Annotated in this window: 17 protein-coding genes; 6 read left to right on the top strand and 11 right to left on the bottom strand. The window is 60.5% G+C overall.

Annotated elements, in window-relative coordinates; genetic code table 11:
- Window position 1 precedes the first annotated feature (1 nt).
- Together glyS and BUB54_RS12150 are read right to left on the bottom strand one after the other, a co-directional pair.
- Complete coding sequence (gene glyS / locus BUB54_RS12155) at window positions 2–2,020, bottom strand: glycine--tRNA ligase subunit beta (RefSeq protein WP_048880272.1); 2,019 nt, start codon at window positions 2,018–2,020, stop codon at window positions 2–4.
- A gap of 1 nt (window position 2,021) precedes the next feature.
- Window positions 2,022–2,894 (bottom strand): glycine--tRNA ligase subunit alpha, encoded by an 873-nt coding sequence (locus BUB54_RS12150; RefSeq protein ID WP_048880271.1) that lies wholly within the window; start codon window positions 2,892–2,894, stop codon window positions 2,022–2,024.
- A 74-nt stretch (window positions 2,895–2,968) separates the two neighbouring features.
- Between BUB54_RS12150 and BUB54_RS12145 the strand changes: the two genes are divergently transcribed.
- On the top strand, window positions 2,969–3,361 hold the full coding sequence (locus BUB54_RS12145) for a hypothetical protein (protein WP_048880270.1): 393 nt from the start codon (window positions 2,969–2,971) through the stop codon (window positions 3,359–3,361).
- Here BUB54_RS12145 and ptsP read toward each other — a convergent pair.
- The 8 genes from ptsP to BUB54_RS20815 form a co-directional block, all read right to left on the bottom strand.
- Entirely contained in the window at window positions 3,358–5,148 is a 1,791-nt protein-coding gene (gene ptsP, locus BUB54_RS12140) for a phosphoenolpyruvate--protein phosphotransferase (protein ID WP_048880269.1), read from the bottom strand. The two genes, BUB54_RS12145 and ptsP, sit on opposite strands and share 4 nt — an antisense overlap.
- The gene (locus tag BUB54_RS12135; RefSeq protein WP_048880268.1) at window positions 5,135–5,416 is read right to left on the bottom strand and encodes an HPr family phosphocarrier protein; all 282 of its coding nucleotides are present in this window, start codon (window positions 5,414–5,416) and stop codon (window positions 5,135–5,137) included. Before BUB54_RS12135 ends, ptsP begins: the two co-directional genes overlap by 14 nt.
- 7 nt (window positions 5,417–5,423) lie before the next feature.
- On the bottom strand, window positions 5,424–5,849 hold the full coding sequence (locus tag BUB54_RS12130) for a PTS sugar transporter subunit IIA (protein WP_048880267.1): 426 nt from the start codon (window positions 5,847–5,849) through the stop codon (window positions 5,424–5,426).
- A gap of 10 nt (window positions 5,850–5,859) precedes the next feature.
- On the bottom strand, window positions 5,860–6,759 hold the full coding sequence (gene rapZ / locus BUB54_RS12125) for an RNase adapter RapZ (protein ID WP_048880266.1): 900 nt from the start codon (window positions 6,757–6,759) through the stop codon (window positions 5,860–5,862).
- A complete protein-coding gene (locus tag BUB54_RS12120) occupies window positions 6,756–7,193 on the bottom strand; it encodes an HPr kinase/phosphorylase (RefSeq protein WP_048880265.1) in 438 nt (145 codons plus the stop codon). The genes rapZ and BUB54_RS12120 overlap by 4 nt, the downstream gene beginning before the upstream one ends.
- 75 nt (window positions 7,194–7,268) lie before the next feature.
- Complete coding sequence (locus BUB54_RS12115) at window positions 7,269–8,516, bottom strand: type III PLP-dependent enzyme (RefSeq protein WP_048880264.1); 1,248 nt, start codon at window positions 8,514–8,516, stop codon at window positions 7,269–7,271.
- A 404-nt stretch (window positions 8,517–8,920) separates the two neighbouring features.
- Window positions 8,921–9,661, bottom strand: coding sequence for a response regulator transcription factor (locus tag BUB54_RS12110; RefSeq protein ID WP_048880263.1), 741 nt, complete (start codon window positions 9,659–9,661; stop codon window positions 8,921–8,923).
- 475 nt (window positions 9,662–10,136) lie between these two features.
- Window positions 10,137–11,159: a hypothetical protein gene (locus BUB54_RS20815; RefSeq protein ID WP_048880262.1), complete on the bottom strand. Its 1,023-nt coding sequence runs from the start codon at window positions 11,157–11,159 to the stop codon at window positions 10,137–10,139.
- A 35-nt stretch (window positions 11,160–11,194) separates the two neighbouring features.
- Here BUB54_RS20815 and BUB54_RS12100 point away from each other — a divergent pair, with 35 nt between their 5' ends.
- Genes BUB54_RS12100 through BUB54_RS12090 form a run of 3 tightly spaced genes read left to right on the top strand, consistent with a single transcriptional unit; the run spans window position 11,195 to window position 13,596 of the window.
- A complete protein-coding gene (locus tag BUB54_RS12100; RefSeq protein ID WP_175556507.1) occupies window positions 11,195–11,689 on the top strand; it encodes a DUF3617 domain-containing protein in 495 nt (164 codons plus the stop codon).
- On the top strand, window positions 11,689–12,960 hold the full coding sequence (locus tag BUB54_RS12095; protein ID WP_048880260.1) for an AmpG family muropeptide MFS transporter: 1,272 nt from the start codon (window positions 11,689–11,691) through the stop codon (window positions 12,958–12,960). Before BUB54_RS12100 ends, BUB54_RS12095 begins: the two co-directional genes overlap by 1 nt.
- A 57-nt stretch (window positions 12,961–13,017) precedes the next feature.
- On the top strand, window positions 13,018–13,596 hold the full coding sequence (locus tag BUB54_RS12090; protein ID WP_048880259.1) for a DJ-1/PfpI family protein: 579 nt from the start codon (window positions 13,018–13,020) through the stop codon (window positions 13,594–13,596).
- Here BUB54_RS12090 and BUB54_RS12085 read toward each other — a convergent pair whose 3' ends face one another.
- Complete coding sequence (locus BUB54_RS12085) at window positions 13,597–14,361, bottom strand: MOSC domain-containing protein (protein WP_048880258.1); 765 nt, start codon at window positions 14,359–14,361, stop codon at window positions 13,597–13,599.
- Between the two features lie 134 nt (window positions 14,362–14,495).
- On the opposite strand from BUB54_RS12085, the gene clpB reads away from it, so the two are divergent.
- Together clpB and BUB54_RS12075 are read left to right on the top strand one after the other, a co-directional pair.
- Window positions 14,496–17,075 carry an ATP-dependent chaperone ClpB gene (clpB, locus tag BUB54_RS12080; protein ID WP_048880257.1) on the top strand — a complete coding sequence of 860 codons (2,580 nt, stop codon included), beginning with the start codon at window positions 14,496–14,498 and terminating at the stop codon, window positions 17,073–17,075.
- Window positions 17,076–17,117: 42 nt separating this feature from the next.
- Entirely contained in the window at window positions 17,118–17,708 is a 591-nt protein-coding gene (locus BUB54_RS12075; protein ID WP_048880256.1) for a cysteine hydrolase family protein, read from the top strand.
- The last annotated feature ends 483 nt before the right edge of the window (window positions 17,709–18,191 follow it).

The raw sequence follows: 18,191 nt of genomic DNA, 5'->3' as shown, positions 1-18,191 counted from the left end.
CTCAACCTTCAATCCGAGAAAAATCAGCCACTTGATTCACCGCTCCCGTGAAGCGCGCGAGCAATCGCAGACGATTGCGGCGCAAATCCGGCGATTCAGCGTTGACCGTAACTTTTTCAAAAAACGCGTCGATCACCGGGCGCAGAGTGGCTAGGCGGCTCATCGCGGTCTCGTAATCTTCAGCCGCCAGCAGCGGCGCCAGCGCGACGGCCTCCACTTTTTCGGCCAGGGCGCGCTCGTCATCTTGGCTAAAGAAAGCGGCGTCCGGCGCGTCCTCATGCGGGCCGTCCTTGGCGTTTTCGATCTTCAGGATATTCGCTGCTCGTTTGTAGGCCGCCAGCAGGTTTTTCCCATCCTCGGTGCGCAGCATGGCTTCCAGCGCTTCGACGCGCTTCATCAGCCGCACCAGATCATCGTCCTCACCGGCGGCAAGCACGGCATCCAGCACGTCAAAGCGCTTGCCCTCGCCGCGCAGCTTTACGCGCAGACGCTCGATTACGAACCCAAATAGTTCCGGCCCGGCCTTGCCCAGCAGCGGGTGCAGGTTCAGCCGTAGATCATTCTCCAGAATAATGCGGATCACTCCCAGCGCGCAGCGGCGGAGCGCGAATGGGTCGCCCGAACCGGTCGGTTTTTCGCCAATGATGAAAAATTCCCGCAGCGTATCCAACTTATCCGCCAGTGCCACGGCAACGGCCACGGTGCCGGTAGGCACGTCGTCTGAAGGACCTTTTGGCTGGTAATGAGACCGGATTGCCTCGCCAATCGCACTGCCCTGTGTCTGCCCGGCATTTTGATGCGCGACATAATAGCCACCCATTATGCCTTGCAATTCCGGGAACTCCCCAACCATGCCGGTGACCAGATCCGCCTTGCACAACATGCCGGCCAGCCGCGCCAGATTGGCGGCCTCGGCATCCTGTGGCGCCAGTTTCGCCGCGATCAGTTGTGCCAGTTCCGAGATGCGGATGGTGCGCTGATATTGCGTGCCAATCTTGGCGTGGAAGGTAATCTTTTCCAGCTTCGGCAGCAGGGTGATTAGCGGGGCCTTGATATCCAGCGACCAGAAATGCCGCGCATCGGAAAGCCGGGCGCGCAGCACGCGCTCATTCCCCGCGATAATCGCCGCCCCGCCATCCTCCGCTACCAGATTGGCGATGAATGCGAAATACGGAGCCGGTTTGCCCGCCGCGTCACGCAAGGCAAAATATTTCTGGTTGATCTTCATGGACAGCTCGCGCACTTCCGGCGGCAATTCCATGAATTCCGGGTCGATCCGCCCGATCAGCGCCACCGGCCATTCTGCGAGGCCCGTCACCTCATCCAGCAGCCCCTCATCGGGCGCCACGGTTAGGTTCAATTTCGCGGCCGCTTCCTCAATACCCTCGGCAATCTTCGCCCGACGCTCCTGCGGGGTGGCGATCACATGATGCTCGCGCAGCGTCTCCTCCCACACGGCGGCCGAGGAGATTTCAAACGGTCCCGGCCCATGCACCCGGTGGCCTTCCGTTTGGTTACCGGTTCCCACCGGCCCCAACTTAAAGGGCACCACCGCGCCATCCAGCAAACAGGTCACGCGGCGCAGCGGGCGCACCCAGGCAAATTCCCCGCCCGAGCCCCAGCGCATCGATTTCGGCCAGGGCAGTTTCGCCAGCAAGTCCGGCAGCGTCGCGGCAATAAAGCCAGCGGCGGGCTGGGCGGGGGAGTGCTTGTTCAGCACCCAGAAATCGCCCTGCTGCACCAGATCCTCTTTCGCGGCGCCATGCTTGCGCAAAAAGCCGGCTAGGGCCTGTTCCGGCGCAGTGAGGCGAGGCCCGCGTTCAGCCACCGCACTGGCGGGCACCTCCAGCGCAACCTCAGCTGCCAGGGCAATGCGTCGCGGGCCAAAATAGGTCTGCTTCACGTCGATATTCAGCGGCTTCAGCGCTTGGGCGCAAATGCCCTCAAGCTGTGCCGCCGCACCCGCCTGCATACGGGCGGGAATTTCCTCGGAGAAGAGTTCGATAAAGAATTCAGCCATCTTACTCTCCCGCAATCCAGGCTTCGGCGCAGGCCTTCGCCAGATTACGCACCCGCGCGATGTAAGCCGCGCGCTCTGCCACAGAGATCACGCCCCGCGCATCCAGCAGATTGAACAGATGGCTGGCCTTGATGCACTGGTCATAAGCCGGTTGCGCCACGCCCGCCTTCACTAGCGCCTGGCACTCACGTTCCGCATCCTCAAAGTGCCGTGCCAGCATTTCGGTATTGGCCAGCTCGAAATTATGTTTCGAGTAATCCTGCTCGGCCCGCATGAACACATCGCCATAGCTCACGCCCTGGCCGTTGAAATCCAGGTCGTACACATTCTCGACCCCTTGCACATACATGGCGAGGCGTTCGAGGCCGTAGGTCAGCTCTGCCGAAGGGGCCACGCAGGCAATGCCGCCTACCTGCTGAAAATAGGTGAACTGCGTCACTTCCATGCCGTCGCACCAGACTTCCCAACCCAAGCCCCAGGCGCCGAGAGTCGGGCTCTCCCAGTCATCCTCAACAAACCGGATGTCATGCTTGCGCCGGTCGATCCCGATGGCGTCATAGCTGGCGAGCAACAGCTCCTGGATATTGTCCGGGCTGGGCTTCAGCAGCGCCTGATATTGGTAATAATGCTGCAAGCGATTTGGATTCTCGCCATAGCGCCCGTCCGAGGGGCGGCGCGAGGGCTGCACATAGGCGGCCTTCCACGGCTTCGCTCCCAAAGCACGCAACGTGGTGGCGGGGTGGAACGTGCCGGCCCCCATCTCCACATCGTAAGGCTGCAAAATCACGCAGCCCTGCTTGGCCCAGAAGGCATGTAATGTCAGGATGATGTCCTGGAAGCTCTTTGGCTTCCCTGATGTGGTGTGGACTGTCATGGACCTTTGATTAAACTGACGCGCCGCAGCAATAAGACCCCGAGGCGGTAAGAGCAACCGGCAAGGATAAGTTAATGAGCACAATAGTGCACTGGAAAGGTCAAGATTTAGCTGGTGTGGCTTTGGCGGCACTGGTGGGCGGCGGCGCGTTCGTGTTCCGGGAGCTGGCCATTGTTCCCCGCGCTACGGTAGGGATATGCGCCGCATCCGCCGCACCCGGCTGGTGCGTGCCGCGCAGTTGGGTGCTGCAATGGCAATATCTGGGGCTGTTTGGCTGGGTGGCGCTAGCGGCCGGGCTTGCGGCATTTTTCTCGGGCAGCCGCATCCTGGCCGGGCTTGCGGTGGGACTCGGGATTGCCGCCGTGGTGAATTATAATGGAACAGAAGGTGTGGTCGGCGCGGCGCTGGGGCTGGTAGCGTGGCTGAGCTTGCTCACCGGCCGCCCTGGTTGGGTCAGCAAGCCCTAATTTTCCTGGGCTTTGGCCAGCAGGGCACGCACCGTCTCGGCATCCGGAGCGGAAAGCGCCTCATTCGCCAATTGCTCACAGGTCAGCAGCGTGCTGGCGCGCACTGCCTGCTTCACGCGTGGCACAGCATTGCCATGCATGGAAAGCTGCCGCAGCCCCAGCCCCAGCAGTAAGGGCGTTGCGGCCGGGCGGCTGGCAAGCTCCCCACAGACTGAAACAGGGATCCCAGCGGCGGTGGCAAAGCTGGTGGTGAGGTGAATCAGCCGTAGCACCGCCGGTTCCAGCGGGTCGTAAAGCTTCACCGCGCCGGGGGAGAAGCGGTCCGCCGCCAGCGTGTACATTGTGAGGTCGTTTGTGCCGATTGCGAAGAACTCAGCATGCTGGGCCAGTTGCGGCGCGGCCAGCGCGGCGGATGGTGTTTCCACCATAATGCCCAGCGGAGGCAGGTTCTCGGGCAGTTTCAGGTTCTTGCGGCGCTTCAGCCGACGCCAGACGCGGCGCATGGCCTCGCGGGTTTGGATTACCTCCTGAGCTACGCTGACCATGGGCAGCATAATCCGCACTGGCCCGGCGGCGGCGGCGCGCAGAATGGCGGCAAGCTGGGTTTCCAGCAGCGCCTCATGTTGCAACAGCGCCCGGATGCCGCGCATCCCCAAGGCGGGGTTAGGTTCCGGTGTTTCAGGCAGATAGCGGGAGAGCGCCTCGATCTCTTTGTCAGATCCCCAATCCAGCAAGCGGATGGTCACTGGGTCGCCATCCATGGCTTCCACGATGTCCTGGTAAATTCGCGTCTGGGTTTCCTCATCCGGTGCTGTCTCGCGGTTCATGAACATGAACTCGGAACGCAGTAGCCCGATCCCGCGCGCGCCGGATTCGGCGATCATTTTCAGCTCGAAGGGCAGTTCCAGATTGCTCTGCAGTTCCACCTGGAAGCCGCAGCGAGTTTGGGCGGGCAGGTTTTGCAGCCGCGCTAGGGAGCGGCGGGCACGCGTCTGGGCGGAGAGCTTTTTGCGGGCTTCATACAGGCTGGATTTGGAGGGGTTGAGGATTACCTCACCGCTATCGCCATCTATGATAACCAGGCTGCCGGCTATGGCCTTATCCAATAACCCTTCAACCCCCAGAATAGCGGGCAGGCCCAGCGCGCGCAGCATCACGGCGGTATGCCCGTCCAGCCCGCCCTCGGCAGTGACGATACCCGCGAATTGTGCGGGCTGGATCAATGCGGCTTCGGCAGGGCGCAGATCCTGCGCCGCAAGGATGCTGCCTTGCGGCAGTGGGGTGAAGGAGCGGAAGGGCTGGCGGGTGAGGTTACGGATAAGTCGGCGTGCCAGCTCCCGTACTTCCTCTGCACGGCGCTGACGGCTGGCTTTGTCGCCGCCCGCCTGGGCTAGAATGGTCTCCGCTTGTGCTTCGGCTTCCTCATGTGTGGCGGCCTCGGCACCATGCGCGCCGCTTTGGATGCGGGATTTGATGCCGCGCAACAGCCGGGAGGCTCCCAGCATGTGCAGATAAACATCCAGCAGCGGGGCGATTTCAGCTTGGCTGTCTTTGGGCAGGGCAGTGAGCCGGGCTTTCAGCTTTTGAAGCTGATGACGGGAGCGGGTGACGGCGTCTTCCAGACGTGCCAGTTCAGCGGGGATTTCGGCGGGGCTTGGCTTTTTGTCGGAAACAACCAGCGCGGCCTCGGCGGCTTCATGCAAAGGGCCTATGGCGATGCCCGGCGAAACAGGCTGGCCGGAGAAGCGCCGCTCCCTGGGGCGGGCGGTACGCTTAGTCTGTTTCATGGAAGCCAGCCTCGATCAGCGCCGTGATGGCGTCGAGTGCTTCCCGTGCGTCGAACCCCTCGGCGGAGAGTGTGACGGTACTGCCAATTCCGGCCCCCAGCATCATCAGCCCCATGATGGAGCGGGCAGAGACGGACTGACCATCTTTGGCGACTTCCACATTGGCGGTAAATTGCTCGGCCAACGTGACCAGCTTGGCGGCCGCGCGGGCGTGCAGGCCGCGGCGATTCACAATGCCGATCTCGGCGGTGATGGTAGACCCGTCCATACGCTATTTACTCCGCGGCGTTGCAGGCGTTGGGGGCCTGAGGCTGTAAATCGTGTCCGGTGCAGATATATTTCTTCCCCGCCGCTTCGGCGGTATGCACGGTTTCCAGCAGCGTCATCTGGCCGCGGATTTTGGCGAGCTTGATCAGCATGGGCAGATTAACGCCACCCAGAACCTCAATATTAGGCTGGGCGGCTAGTGACATGGCTAGGTTGGAGGGGGTGCCGCCAAACATGTCGGTAAGGATGATGACGCCATCACCATCATCGACCTCAGCGATGCGCTTGGCGATTTCGGCCTTCTGGCCTTCAAAGGCGGCGTCTGATTCGATGCAGACCGTGGCAAGATTTTGTTGCTTGCCGACAACATGCTCCATGGCATCGCGCATGGCCAAGGCCAGCGTGCCATGAGTAACGAGAACGAGACCGATCATGGGATTTGGCTCATTCCTTTACGGACGGGTCCGTGCCCGGCGTAGGGGGCATAAACTTTGCCGCCTCCCGATGTGTGACGTTGATACGCCAGCCCGCCTTGGCGAGAGGGTTGTACAATTTTTCTACCATATAAACCGATCTGTGTTGTCCGCCGGTGCATCCGACACATATTGTTGCATATTTCTTTCCTTCCTGCACGAATCTCGGCAGCAAAAATTCAATAAGATTCAGGACTTTGTAGAAATATACCGCAAAATCAGAGTCTTGCTCGATGAAGCTGCCAACTTCCGGGTTAAGCCCCGAAAGAGGCCGCAGATTTGGGTCGTAATGGGGATTTCTCAAGAAGCGTGCATCGAAGACCAGATCCGCTTCTGGCGGAAGGCCAGCCGCGTAAGAAAAAGATACAAGCGAAACCGTGAGGCCGAGGCCGTTGGCGCCAAAACGCTGCTCCACCATGTTGCGCAACCGGGGCAGGGGTAATGTGGAGGTGTCCAGCCGCCAGTCCGCCGCGTGGGCGAGGGGGGCGGTGAGTTCACGCTCCAGCGCGATGCCCTCGACGATGGCGCCGGTTTGGGCCAGTGGGTGACGGCGACGGGTTTCTGAATAGCGGCGCAGTAGCACGTCATCGTTAGCGCTGGTATACACTAGAGTGGGGTCCAGCCCATTATTCTGGCGCAGCTTGGTCAGGGCCTCCAGCACGGCGGCGGCGGAGAAGCCGCGCGAACGGGCGTCGACCCCGATCGCGAGATTTTGCTCGGCGTGGCTGGTCAGAGCCTCAAGAGTGTCAAGCGGGGGGTTGTCCACGGTTTCAAAGCCGAGATCCTCCAGCGCGCGCAGCAGCGAGTTTTTGCCCGCGCCGGACAGGCCGGTGACCAGAACCACCTGCAATTTGGCTAGATTGTCACTCATGCGGCGAAGGTACCCGTATGGTTGATCACGCGACCGCAAGCGGCTTCCAGTGCCAAGGCGGCGCGCGCGGCGGCGGAGGGATGAGTGTAATCGAGCGCGATTTCAGGAAGGCCGAGTTCTGGGTGGCGGCGAGGCAAGGGCAGGCGCTCAGCCCGGGGATTGCCCAGCGTGATGACCAAGCGCAGCCGGGCGGGGGCAATGTAAGGCAGTTTGAATAGGCCCAGCCCACGGACCTCAAGCAGTCCGGCAAGGGCAGGCGGGGGGCTGGCCAGGTCGTCTTCAATTAACACCTGATCGTCCGCGACCAGGGTGAAGCCTCTGTCGATCAGTTGGAGCAACAGATCGGATTTCCCCGCGCCGGACGGCCCGAGGAGCAATAAAGCATCACCGCCCGGCTGGTGTTGCCGGGCGGCACAAGAGGCGTGCCAGTGCATGGTAACCCGACTGTGGCAAAAATCGGGCGCACGTGAAAGGCTTGACAGATGACGTTAATGCCAAAGCCGATTTTGTCAGCCGCGCGGTGCGTCGCCGTCCGGCAGCTCGTAGCCCGCGGTTTCCAGCATAGCGCGGTCCGAAACCTCAACCAGCGCCGCGCGGTCAAACCCGTTAAAGGCGGTGCGTAGGCAGGTGCCGTAAGCGCCGAGTTGGCCGATCTCGATCCAGTCGCCCTCCTCGACATCATCTGGCAGCAAGAAGGGGCCGTTCATTACGTCCAGTGAATCGCAGCTGGGGCCGAAAAAGCCGAACGGGGCATCCTGCGCGCCCTGGCTGCGGCGGGCGCGCAGCAGGCGGGTGGGGAAGCGGAACCGCAAAGCCCCAGCATCAGCAAGGGCGCCGTACACGCCGTCGCTAATGTAAAGCATGTTGCCACGGCGCAGCTGTACCTGCACCACTACGGAGGCACCGCCGCCGACTAAGGCGCGGCCGGGCTCGGCCCAGAGTTTCAGCCAGGGCATGTCCAGCGCATCATAAGCGGCGTCTATCTCGGCCATAAAGGCGCCAAGCGGGGGTGGGTCCATATCAGGGTAGGCGACGGGGAAGCCGCCGCCGATATCCAGCACATCCACCCGCACCCCGGAGGCGCGGATGACCTCACCGGCGAGTTGCATGGCGTCGCGCCACGCCAGCGGGTCCATGCATTGCGATCCGACATGGAAGGCGAGGCCGAGCTTGCCCGCCAGCGGCCGCGCGGCGCGCAGCAGGGCGATGGCGGCTTCTGGCTCGGCGCCGAATTTTTTGGAAAGATTGATGGCAGCCCCTGTCTCCGGCAAGGCGAGGCGGATGAACAGGCCGGATTTGCTTGTGTGCTGCCCCAGCTCCTGCATGATCTTCGACAACTCACTCTCGGAATCGAGCACGAGGTCGCGTACGCCATGCTGCTCCCAGGCTTCGCGGATGGCGGAGCGGGCTTTGACGGGGTGCATGAAATGGATATCAGCGCCTGGGAACAGGCGGCGGACGAGTTGGACCTCTGAGATGGAGGCGCAGTCGAAATGCCGGACGCCGCCCGCCCACACGGCGCGCAGCACGGCGGGTTCAGGGTTGCACTTCACGGCGTAGAGCACGTCGCCATTGAACGCGGTGCTGAAGGCATGGGCGGTAGAGCTGATCACATTGGGGCGCACGCAATGCAGTGGCTCCTCCGGGCGGAGCGTTTTAACCATCTCATTGACGCTGGGGAGGATTTTCTCCTCGGCGCGCAAAGAAATGTGATGGTGCAGCGGGCCGACGGCTGCGCGATTTTCGATCAGGCTCATGATTGTGGTCCCCGGTAATGGCGGTGGGAATTGCATCCCGCCATGAAAAGCGAAATGAAGGAAAACACCCTGCGGCCTGCACGCTTGGGCATGCTTTGGCAGTCAGGTGGTTTGGCTCAGATGCTGGTCTGGGGACTTCGCATCACAATATTGCGCTCTATCAGCAACATCAAAACTCTCCCAATTGATCCCGGCTTCTGGGGAAACCGACTCTCGACCTACCAGGATGCGTCTCGTCGTTGCTGTACCCGGTGGTTCTGGGTTCGCGGCACGTGCGATGCATCTAACGATCTCTACATAACGTAGAGAGTAAGGGCTTTAAGGCATATCTCCTTGCAAGTGTTATGCTGATTTTGCATAAGTCATTCGTTTACAAGCCATTTTGGGCTGGTGTTTGAAAAGCTTCAGGCCACGACACGGGAAACCTGCGGTGCCAAGGAGCGGGTAGGGTGGTCCTGAAGCTGATTGTCCGGGCGGTGGTCGATAGCCATATAGCCGCGGCCCCAGTTGGTCTCGATGAAATCCTCAACGCCGAGGGCTTGCAGCTTCTTGCGGATTTTGCAGATGAACACGTCGATGATTTTGGGATTCGGCTCGTCCAGTCCGCCGTAAAGATGGTCGAGGATGGCTTCCTTGCTCAGCACCACGCCTTTGCGCAGGGCCAGGATTTCAGCGATTTGGTATTCTTTTTTGGTGAGGGTGACCGGTTTGCCGTTCGCGTAGATTTTCTTCGCGTTCATGTTGATCTCAACCCGGCCGATACGCAAAGCGTTTTCCTGGAAGCCGCGTGACCGGCGGATGAGGTTCTGTACCTTCATGAAGATCTCTTCATGGGACAGGGCATCCACGATCAGGTCGTCCGCGCCAGCTTGCAGGACACGAAGGCGCGCGGCTTCGCTCATGGAGCGGGCGATGGCGATGAGCGGGGCGCGGACACGGCCCAGGCGCAGCTTGCGGATGAGTTCGAGGTCGCCCAGGCGGCTCTCTGACAGGCGCAGCAAGATGGCGTCGTAATCGTAAAATTTGACAAGATCGAGCGCTTCCTCCGGGTCGCTTGTTTCGTCGACGATCGCCATGCGCGAACGCAGGAAAGCGGTCAAAAGGTCTTTTTTATTAGAAATCGTCTCAAAAGAAAGTATCTTCATGGTAGCCTCGGTTGTATTTTTCCGTGAAATACAACCAATGAGGGTATTCGTCAATAAAATTATTTAATATTCGCGTAATGCGTGTAAAAATTAAGAAATATAACAAAAAATGATTAACAATCGATTGAGGGATGTGGTGGTGCGTGTTTGGGTTAAGTTTATCAAAGGCTTAGTGTCCGTTAAGAACAGCGCCTTATGCTTAAGAAAAAGTTGATGGATTGAAAAAACGCCACTATGCAGGCGCGCAAATGCGTTCGGCCTCACAGCGGCTGGCTACCGGTGCGCATTTTTTCCAGATTGTTAGGGCGCCGTTAGGCGCCGGTGCTGGCCGTTGCGGCGGTCGCCGCACAGGCATGGAGCACGGCGGTGGCCGTGTTGTCCCGCTGGGGCGGTGTTGATGCGTGCGGGGGCGCTGACGACTTGTTCGGGATGCTTGATCTCAGTGCGGATTTTGGTTTGTGTTTCGGCCAGATTGTCAGGATCGAAACAACAGCAGGACGGCCCGCCTGCTTCGGGAGTGGCGGAGCTGTTGGAGGCGGTGACGGGTTAGCCGAAGCAGAGCAATTCCGTGACCGAGGCCCCCACCCCTCATAAAGAGACGGGTAGAAGGTGAAGAGGCAGTGGTGGTAAAGCGCGACGAGCTGGGATTCCGAGGCTGCACGAAGAACTTAATCTTGCTGCCGAGATAGTCAGCATTGTCGAGCGGCTTCATCAGATCCGTGGTGAGCCAGCCCGTCCTGCCCGCGAACACTAGGGTGGGTACGCCGTAAGTGGGCGGATTGTTCAGCATATGCCGCCAGATGTGGACCACGCCACCATGGTTTTTGCGGACCTCAATGCTGCCGACCATCAGCACGTAAGGCTCAGTTAGCAAGGTGGACAGGGGGGTGATCGCTGTGGCGCTGTTGCTGCCGGGCGGCACTAAGGTGCGCGGGGGACACGACGGTTGCGGCGCTCCAGGCAGACGGCGAAGTCTTTGAGCGTGTGGTTGGAGATGGCGAACGCACGGTCTGAGCGGGGGAAGGCTTTGTCCAGCCACAAGGAACATCCTGAACCATTCCGGGGGGATATCCGGGATTATGTCGTGCGCGAACAGGCTGAAATGGGCGTCGGATTTGGTGAGATGGTCGGGGAAGGCGGCAGAATGGGGGCGCTCCCAGGAGGCGCCGAGATTGATCAGCCAGTCGCCGGTGGCGAAGGTGATGGGCTGGGCCTCTTTCGGGGCGGAGGAGCTGGCGGTCTGCGCGGGTTTGGGGGCAGGGCGTAGGCTGGTGGCAAAAGCGCGGACCAGGGCTTTGCCCGCGCGTGAGCCATTGATGGTGGCGCGGTATGGTTCACCGAGCGGAAGGCAGTAGGCGGGGGCAGGCGGTGCGCGGCGGTGAACAGGCAGGAGGGTTGGCTGGCGCTGGTGGTCTGACGGGAGTGGCTTGTGGGATGGGATGGTCAGCGGCCGCTCGGACGCGGGTTCGCCGTGGGACGGCCACTCCAAGGCGGGCATTGCACCGCAAAAACCGGCTGGCTAACGTACGCGGTATGATAAAACGCATGGCAAGCGGGCTGGTTTTGGCGGTTTCTTTGGCGGGGTGGGCACAGGCGGCGGATTTGCCGGCGCGGGCACCTGGGCTGTGGCGGAGCAGCACCAGCGTAACGGGCCCGGACGGGCAGACCGTCGCGCGGGATGTGGTGACGCTCACTTGTATCGACCCGGCGACCGACCAGGCGTTTCTGCTCAGTGGCCAGAGCCGGTGCAGCAAGCTGAATATTTCCGGGGCGGGGGCGGATTATAAGATCAACGGCACCTGCGCGCAGCCCGGTGGAACGGTGACGATTGATGAGACGCTGCATTATGCCAGTCATAAAGACGTGCAACTGAAGGCGGATGTGCATGATGCGGCGGGAGAGATGAGCCTGACCTCTGCCCTGCAATGGCAAGGGTTGTGCCTGCCGGGCATGCAGCCTGGGGATGAAGGGCGCGAGGTGAATGGCGCCTTTGTGAAGACGGGCAATATCAACGATCCGCAATCCTGATGGCGGTTGGGTTTCGGGGCGTGCTGACGCGGCCGGATGTAGGGCGCTTGGGGTTGATGGCGGTGCTGGGGTTTTCCTCCGGCTTGCCCTGGGCGCTTTCAGGCCCGACATTGCGGCTGTGGATGGCCAGCGAGCATGTGGCGCTTGGGCTGATTGGCCTGACGGCGAATATCGGGCTGGCTTATCTGCTGAAATTTGTCTGGGCACCGTTTTTTGACGAGGCGAAGCCGCTTTTTCTCGGGCGGCGGCGGGGCTGGCTGATTACGGTGCAGATTGCGCTGGTGCTGAGTATCCTGGCGCTGGCGGTGAGTGACCCGGCCCGGCATGTGTGGCTGACGCTCGGGCTGGGTGCGGTGGTGGCTTTCTGCTCGGCCAGCCAGGACATTATTATAGATGCGTGGCGCATTGAGAGTTTCGCCCCCCGGCTGCAGGGCGCGGCGCTGGCCTGTGAGGTGTGGGGCTGGCGCGTGGCGTTTCTCGTGTCCAATGCCGGTGTGATCGCGCTTTCCGTGAAGACCGGCTGGCATGTGGCTGTGGGGCTAATGGCGCTGCTGGCCTTGCTGGGGCCGGTGGCGGCGTTGTTCGCGCCCGAGCCGAATGTGACGCGCGAAGCGCAGCCCTTCGGAATTGGCGCGCGGTTTGCTCAGGCTGTGCGCGAGCCGCTGCAGGAATTTCTGACGCGGCGCGGTGCGCTGGTGGTGATTGCGTTTATCATCGTCTTCCGGTTGGGCGGGGCGCTGGGGGCGACGATGCTGGGGCCGTTTTACCTCTCGTTGGGCTATAACCGCGCGTTGATCGCGGTGGCGAGCGGACCAATCTCATTATTTTGCGGGCTGGCCGGAACCGGGCTGGGTGCACTTTTGGTGATGCGGCTGGGGGTGGGGCGGGCATTGCTGCTGACGGCCTTGTTGCAGGTGGGGGCGTTGTGCTTATACCCGCTGCTTGGGCTGTTTCCGCATTTTCCCCATATACTGCTGATTATATCAGCGGTGGAGGCGTTTACGGACGCGTTCTCGGATACGGCATTTCTCTCTTATCTCTCGGGGCTGTGTCATCCGGAGCATACGGCGACGCAATATGCGCTGCTCTCCTCGCTGGCACCGCTGGCGCTACATACCATTGCCGGGCTTTCTGGGTTTTTGGCGGCGCAGATGGGGTTTATTGCGTTTTTCGTGCTGGCGGCGGGAGCGGCTTTGCCGGGGATTTTGCTGCTGCTGATGATTCTGCGGTTTTATCCGCCAGCCGAAAAACGCGGCGTGGCCGTCAGTTAACCCGCACGCGGGCGGAGTTTTGTGTATGCTGCCCGGCATAGCCACAGGAGGATGCGGATGTCTAAGAAAATTCTGATGATCGTCGGCGATTTCGGTGAGGATTACGAGATTATGGTGCCCTTCCAGGCCCTGCAGGCTGTGGGGCACAGGGTGGATGCGGTGTGCCCGAAAAAGGCGGCAGGGGAGATGATTGCCACCGCTATTCATGATTTTGAGGGCGATCAGACTTATTCAGAGAAGCGCGGCCATAACTTCGCGTTGAATGCGAGCTTCGACGATGTGAAGGCGGAGCAATATGACGCGCTGGTGCTGCCCGGTGGGCGGGCGCCGGAATATTTACGGCTGAATCCGGCGGTGATCGGGATGGTGCGGTACTTCTTTGAGACCAAAAAGCCGGTGGCGGCGATTTGCCATGGGGCGCAGATCCTCGCTGCGGCGGGGGTGCTGGAAGGGCGGCGTTGCTCGGCTTATCCGGCCTGCGCGCCGGAGGTGGAATTGGCCAAGGGGCAATTTGTCGAAATTCCGGTTTATGAGGCGGTCACGGATGGGAATTTAGTGACCGCCCCGGCTTGGCCCGCGCACCCGACCTGGATTGCGCAGTTCCTGGCGGTGCTGGGGACGAAGATTTCCGGCTGATCAGAGCAAGGTGAGTTGATCGCCCGGGCGGATTGTGCCGCCTTTTGTAACCTCGGCGAAGATGCCGAAATCGATATGGCCAAAATGAGTGCGCAGCTCCTTCACTGGGTTGGCGTCGCGGATGGCGGTGTCCGGGTTGACCATGGTGGCGGCGCAACGGTCGATGCGTTCCTGGATAAGTAACTCCACCTCGCCGATGGCGAGTTTACAGCCGAGCCAGGAGAATTCCGTCCAAGGGGAGGCGCCCGCGAAATAGATATTGGCGCGGAAGCGGCGCTTATCGCGTTCCGCTCCGACGGCTTCTTCAAGGGCGGCAAGGGAGGACAGGCTGATGAGGCTGATGACCTGTGTTTTGTGGTCGCAGAAGCTGTAGCCGGGGAAGAAGTGGAACTTGGGCGCTTCGCCCTGCGCACCGAACCGCGCCTCGGGGCCGAGTGCGGTGATGAGGTAATGGGAAAGCTGGCTCTGGCCATCGGGCGTGAAGGGGTTGGCGGATAGTGTGCCGTGCGGCCCGGTAATGGTGAGGGTTTGGGCGTTTTCGTCAAAGTGCGTGTGCAAGGCGGCGGTACCGGGATTTTTGGCCAGGCACATGAAGTTCATCTTGGAGATCCACGCCGGGTTGGATTCGTCCAATACCGCGTCACCTTGTCTGAGCGCGAAGGCGCGGTCCCATGGGATGCAGCGACCTGGAGTGAGGAGGGCTTGGGTGAGGGGCTCCGGGGTGAGACCTTTGACCGGGTAGCGGTAAAGGGAAGTAATATGCATTGCGGTTTTCCGTTGCGGCGGGACTTGAGCCAAATCATGGCCTTGCCCATATTAAGCGGGCAAGGTTGCGTCGCCTAGTGAGGGGCGTGGCCTGAACGTTGCCTGAAATGCAGGGACGATGAAGGGAGCATAAAATGGATTTTGAGAAGTTCACGGAGCGGGCTCGCGGCTTCATTCAAGCGGCGCAGACTATTGCGATGCGTGAATATAACCAGCAGATCACGCCTGAGCATCTGCTGAAAGCGTTTCTCGATGACGAGGAAGGCGCGGCGAGCGGGTTGATTCGCATGGCGGGCGGTGATCCGGCCGGTGTGAAGCAGATCGTGGATGCTGCCGTGGCGAAATTGCCGAAGGTCTCGGGCTCGGGTGCCGGGCAGCCGGGGGTGACGCCCGATTTGGTGCGCGTGCTGGATGCCGCGCAGCAGGCCGCGACCAAGGCGGGCGACAGCTTTGTGGCGCAGGACCGGATTTTGGTGGCTTTGGCGGTGACCGATAACGCGGCCGGGCGGGCTTTGAAGGCGGCGGGGGTTTCGGCCCAGGCGCTGGAAAAGGCTGTGAATGATGTGCGCAAGGGCCGCAAGGTGGATAGTGCCACAGCTGAGCAGCAATTCGACGCATTGAAGAAATATGCCCGAGATGTGACGCAGCTGGCGCGGGACCAGAAGTTAGACCCGGTGATTGGGCGCGATGAGGAGATAAGGCGCACGATCCAGGTGCTCGCGCGGCGGACGAAGAATAATCCGGTGCTGATCGGTGAGCCGGGTGTGGGTAAGACCGCGATTGTGGAAGGGCTCGCATTGCGCATCGTGAATGGCGATGTGCCGGAGAGCCTGCGCAATAAGCGCGTGCTAGCGCTGGACATGGGCGCGCTGGTGGCCGGCGCGAAGTTCCGCGGTGAGTTCGAGGAACGGCTGAAGGCGGTCTTGAAGGAGATCGAGTCCGCAGAGGGCGAGATTATCCTGTTCATCGACGAGATGCATACGCTGGTAGGGGCGGGCAAAGCGGATGGAGCGATGGATGCCTCCAACCTGCTGAAGCCGGAACTGGCCCGGGGCGCACTGCATTGCGTAGGGGCGACGACGCTGGATGAGTATCGCAAATATGTGGAGAAGGATGCGGCGTTGGCGCGGCGCTTCCAGCCCGTGTTTGTGGATGAGCCGAGCGTTGAGGACACCATCTCCATCCTGCGCGGGATTAAAGAGAAGTATGAGCTGCATCATGGTGTGCGGATCACCGATAACGCGTTGGTGGCGGCGGCCACTTTATCCAACCGCTACATCACCGACCGGTTTTTGCCGGATAAGGCGATTGATCTGGTGGATGAGGCGTCGTCTCGTCTTAGGATGCAGGTGGATAGCAAGCCAGAGGCGCTAGATGAGCTAGACCGGCGGCTGATTCAGCTGAAGATCGAGCGTGAGGCGCTGAAAAAGGAGACCGATGCGGCCAGCCGGGACCGGTTGGAGAAGTTGGAGTTCGAGCTGGGCGAGCTGGAGGAGCGGTCCTCCGAGATGACTGCCAAGTGGAAGGCCGAGAAGGCCGAACATGCCGAGGTGCAGAAGGTTCAGGAGCAGCTGGATCAGGCGCGCAACGAGGTAGAGATGGCGCAGCGCAAGGGCGATCTCGGGAAGGCGTCCGAGTTGCTCTACGGGCGGATTCCTGAGCTTGAGAAGCTCTTGGCCGCCAAGCAGGACGGCACCATGGTGACGGAAGCGGTGACGGAGGAGGCGATTGCCGCCGTTGTTTCGCGCTGGACCGGCGTGCCTGTGGAGAAGATGCTGGAAGGCGAGCGGGCCAAGTTGCTGCACATGGAGGATAATCTGCGCAATCGCGTGGTCGGGCAGGAGGCCGCGCTTGTCGCGGTGTCCAACGCCGTGCGGCGGGCGCGGGCCGGGTTGCAGGACCCGAATCGGCCGATTGGTAGCTTCTTGTTCCTTGGGCCGACAGGTGTGGGCAAGACTGAGCTGACCAAGGCGCTGGCGGAGTTTCTGTTCGACGATGAGCGGGCGATGGTGCGGATCGACATGAGTGAGTTCATGGAGAAGCACTCGGTTTCTCGGCTGATTGGCGCGCCGCCGGGTTATGTTGGCTACGATGAAGGTGGTGTGCTGACCGAAGCGGTGCGGCGCCGGCCTTATCAGGTCGTACTGTTCGACGAGGTGGAGAAGGCGCATGAGGATGTATTTAATGTGCTGCTCCAGGTTCTTGATGACGGGCGGCTGACGGATGGGCAAGGGCGCACGGTGGATTTCAAGAATACCATCATCGTGCTGACCTCCAATCTTGGGTCCGACATTCTAGCCGCGCAGAAGGAAGGCGAGGATGTGCGGATGGCCGAAGCAGGCGTGATGGCCAGGGTGCGCGAGCATTTCCGGCCGGAATTCCTGAACCGGTTGGATGAGATTGTACTGTTCCGCCGGCTGCAGCGTGTGGATATGGGCTCTATTGTAACCATTCAGCTGAAACGGCTGGAGGGGCTGCTTGCGGAGCGCAATATCAGGCTGGATCTTGACCAGTCCGCCAGGGATTGGCTGGCGGAGGCGGGGTATGATCCGGTTTATGGCGCCAGGCCGCTGAAGCGGGTGATTCAGCGCAACCTGCAGAATCCGCTGGCCGGGTTGATTCTGGAAGGCGCCGTGAAGGACGGGGATACCGTGAAGGTTTCCGGCTCTGACCAAGGGTTGGTGATCGGCGGTCATCTGGCCGAGGCGGCGTAAGGGTTAAGCTCCCCCATGTGATGAATTTGGGGGAGCTTTTTTATGGCCGATACCGCGTTACTCGTGATCGATGTGCAGAATATTTATGAGCTGCCTGATTCGCCGCTGTGCGTGCCGGGATTTAAGCAGTCGCTAGGGCGGATCAACCGGTTGGTTGAAGGTTTTGAGGCGGCGGGGGAGCCGGTCATTTATGTGCGGCATGTGCATCGAGCCGATGGGCGTGATGCGGGGCGGATGTTCGATTTCTCAGGCGCGGCGGAGCCTGTGGGGTTTGTGGATGGCTCGGCGGAGGCGGAGTATGTGCCTGGGCTGAGGATTGTACCGGATGGTCTGCATATGACCAAGCACCGCTATTCTTGTTTCGAAGGCACGGAGCTGGAGGCGATTTTACGCAGCCTGGGCGTGAAGACTGTGGCGATTTGCGGGTACATGACGAATTTCTGCTGTGAGACCACGGCCCGCGCGGCGCATGACAAAGATTATTTTGTTAATTTCATCGCGGATGCCACGGGTGCGCCTGATCTGGGTGAAGAGTACCGTCAGTCGGCGATTATTCAGGCGGTTTGCGCCACTTTAGGGGCTGGGTTTGCCCGGATTTTGACGACGGAAGAGTATCTCCAAGCTATGCGTTGATTGCATATCTCTATTTTTTAGTGAGAGATTTGGCATTTTTTTTGGATATTATGTTTTTTGGTGGCTTTTTTGCTGGTTTTTTATGTTTTGGCTTAGTTGGTATGGGTGCGTTGACAGTTGCGTGTGGTGGGATGTAGAAGCCCGTCCACCGGCGGCTGACGAGGGGTTGATCTTCTGAGGTTGGGTGGTTAGATTGGACGGCCTTGCTGATGGACTGGTGTTCTGAAGTATGGTTGTTTGGTTTAGATCTTTGACAATTGCATAGGCTGGGAAGGGATACGCTGGTGGCGTTTCTGGCTTCGGATTTTGGACCATGATTGGTTTAGGATTTGGGGTTTCTGGATCTCGGATTTGGGATTTGGGTGATGATATTGAGGGGCAGGATTAGTTCTGTTTTTACCTCTGTCGTTTGGGAGCGTTTTTGGTGTATTTCTTTTGAAATTACGTACAGAACGCTTCGAATATCTTGGGTCATTAAAGGCT

The sequence above is a fragment of the Acidocella aminolytica 101 = DSM 11237 genome (assembly GCF_900129125.1).
GTDB lineage: Bacteria > Pseudomonadota > Alphaproteobacteria > Acetobacterales > Acetobacteraceae > Acidocella > Acidocella aminolytica.
Note: the sequence above shows the minus strand (reverse complement) of the source record. Positions and strands in the feature narration are given on the sequence as shown.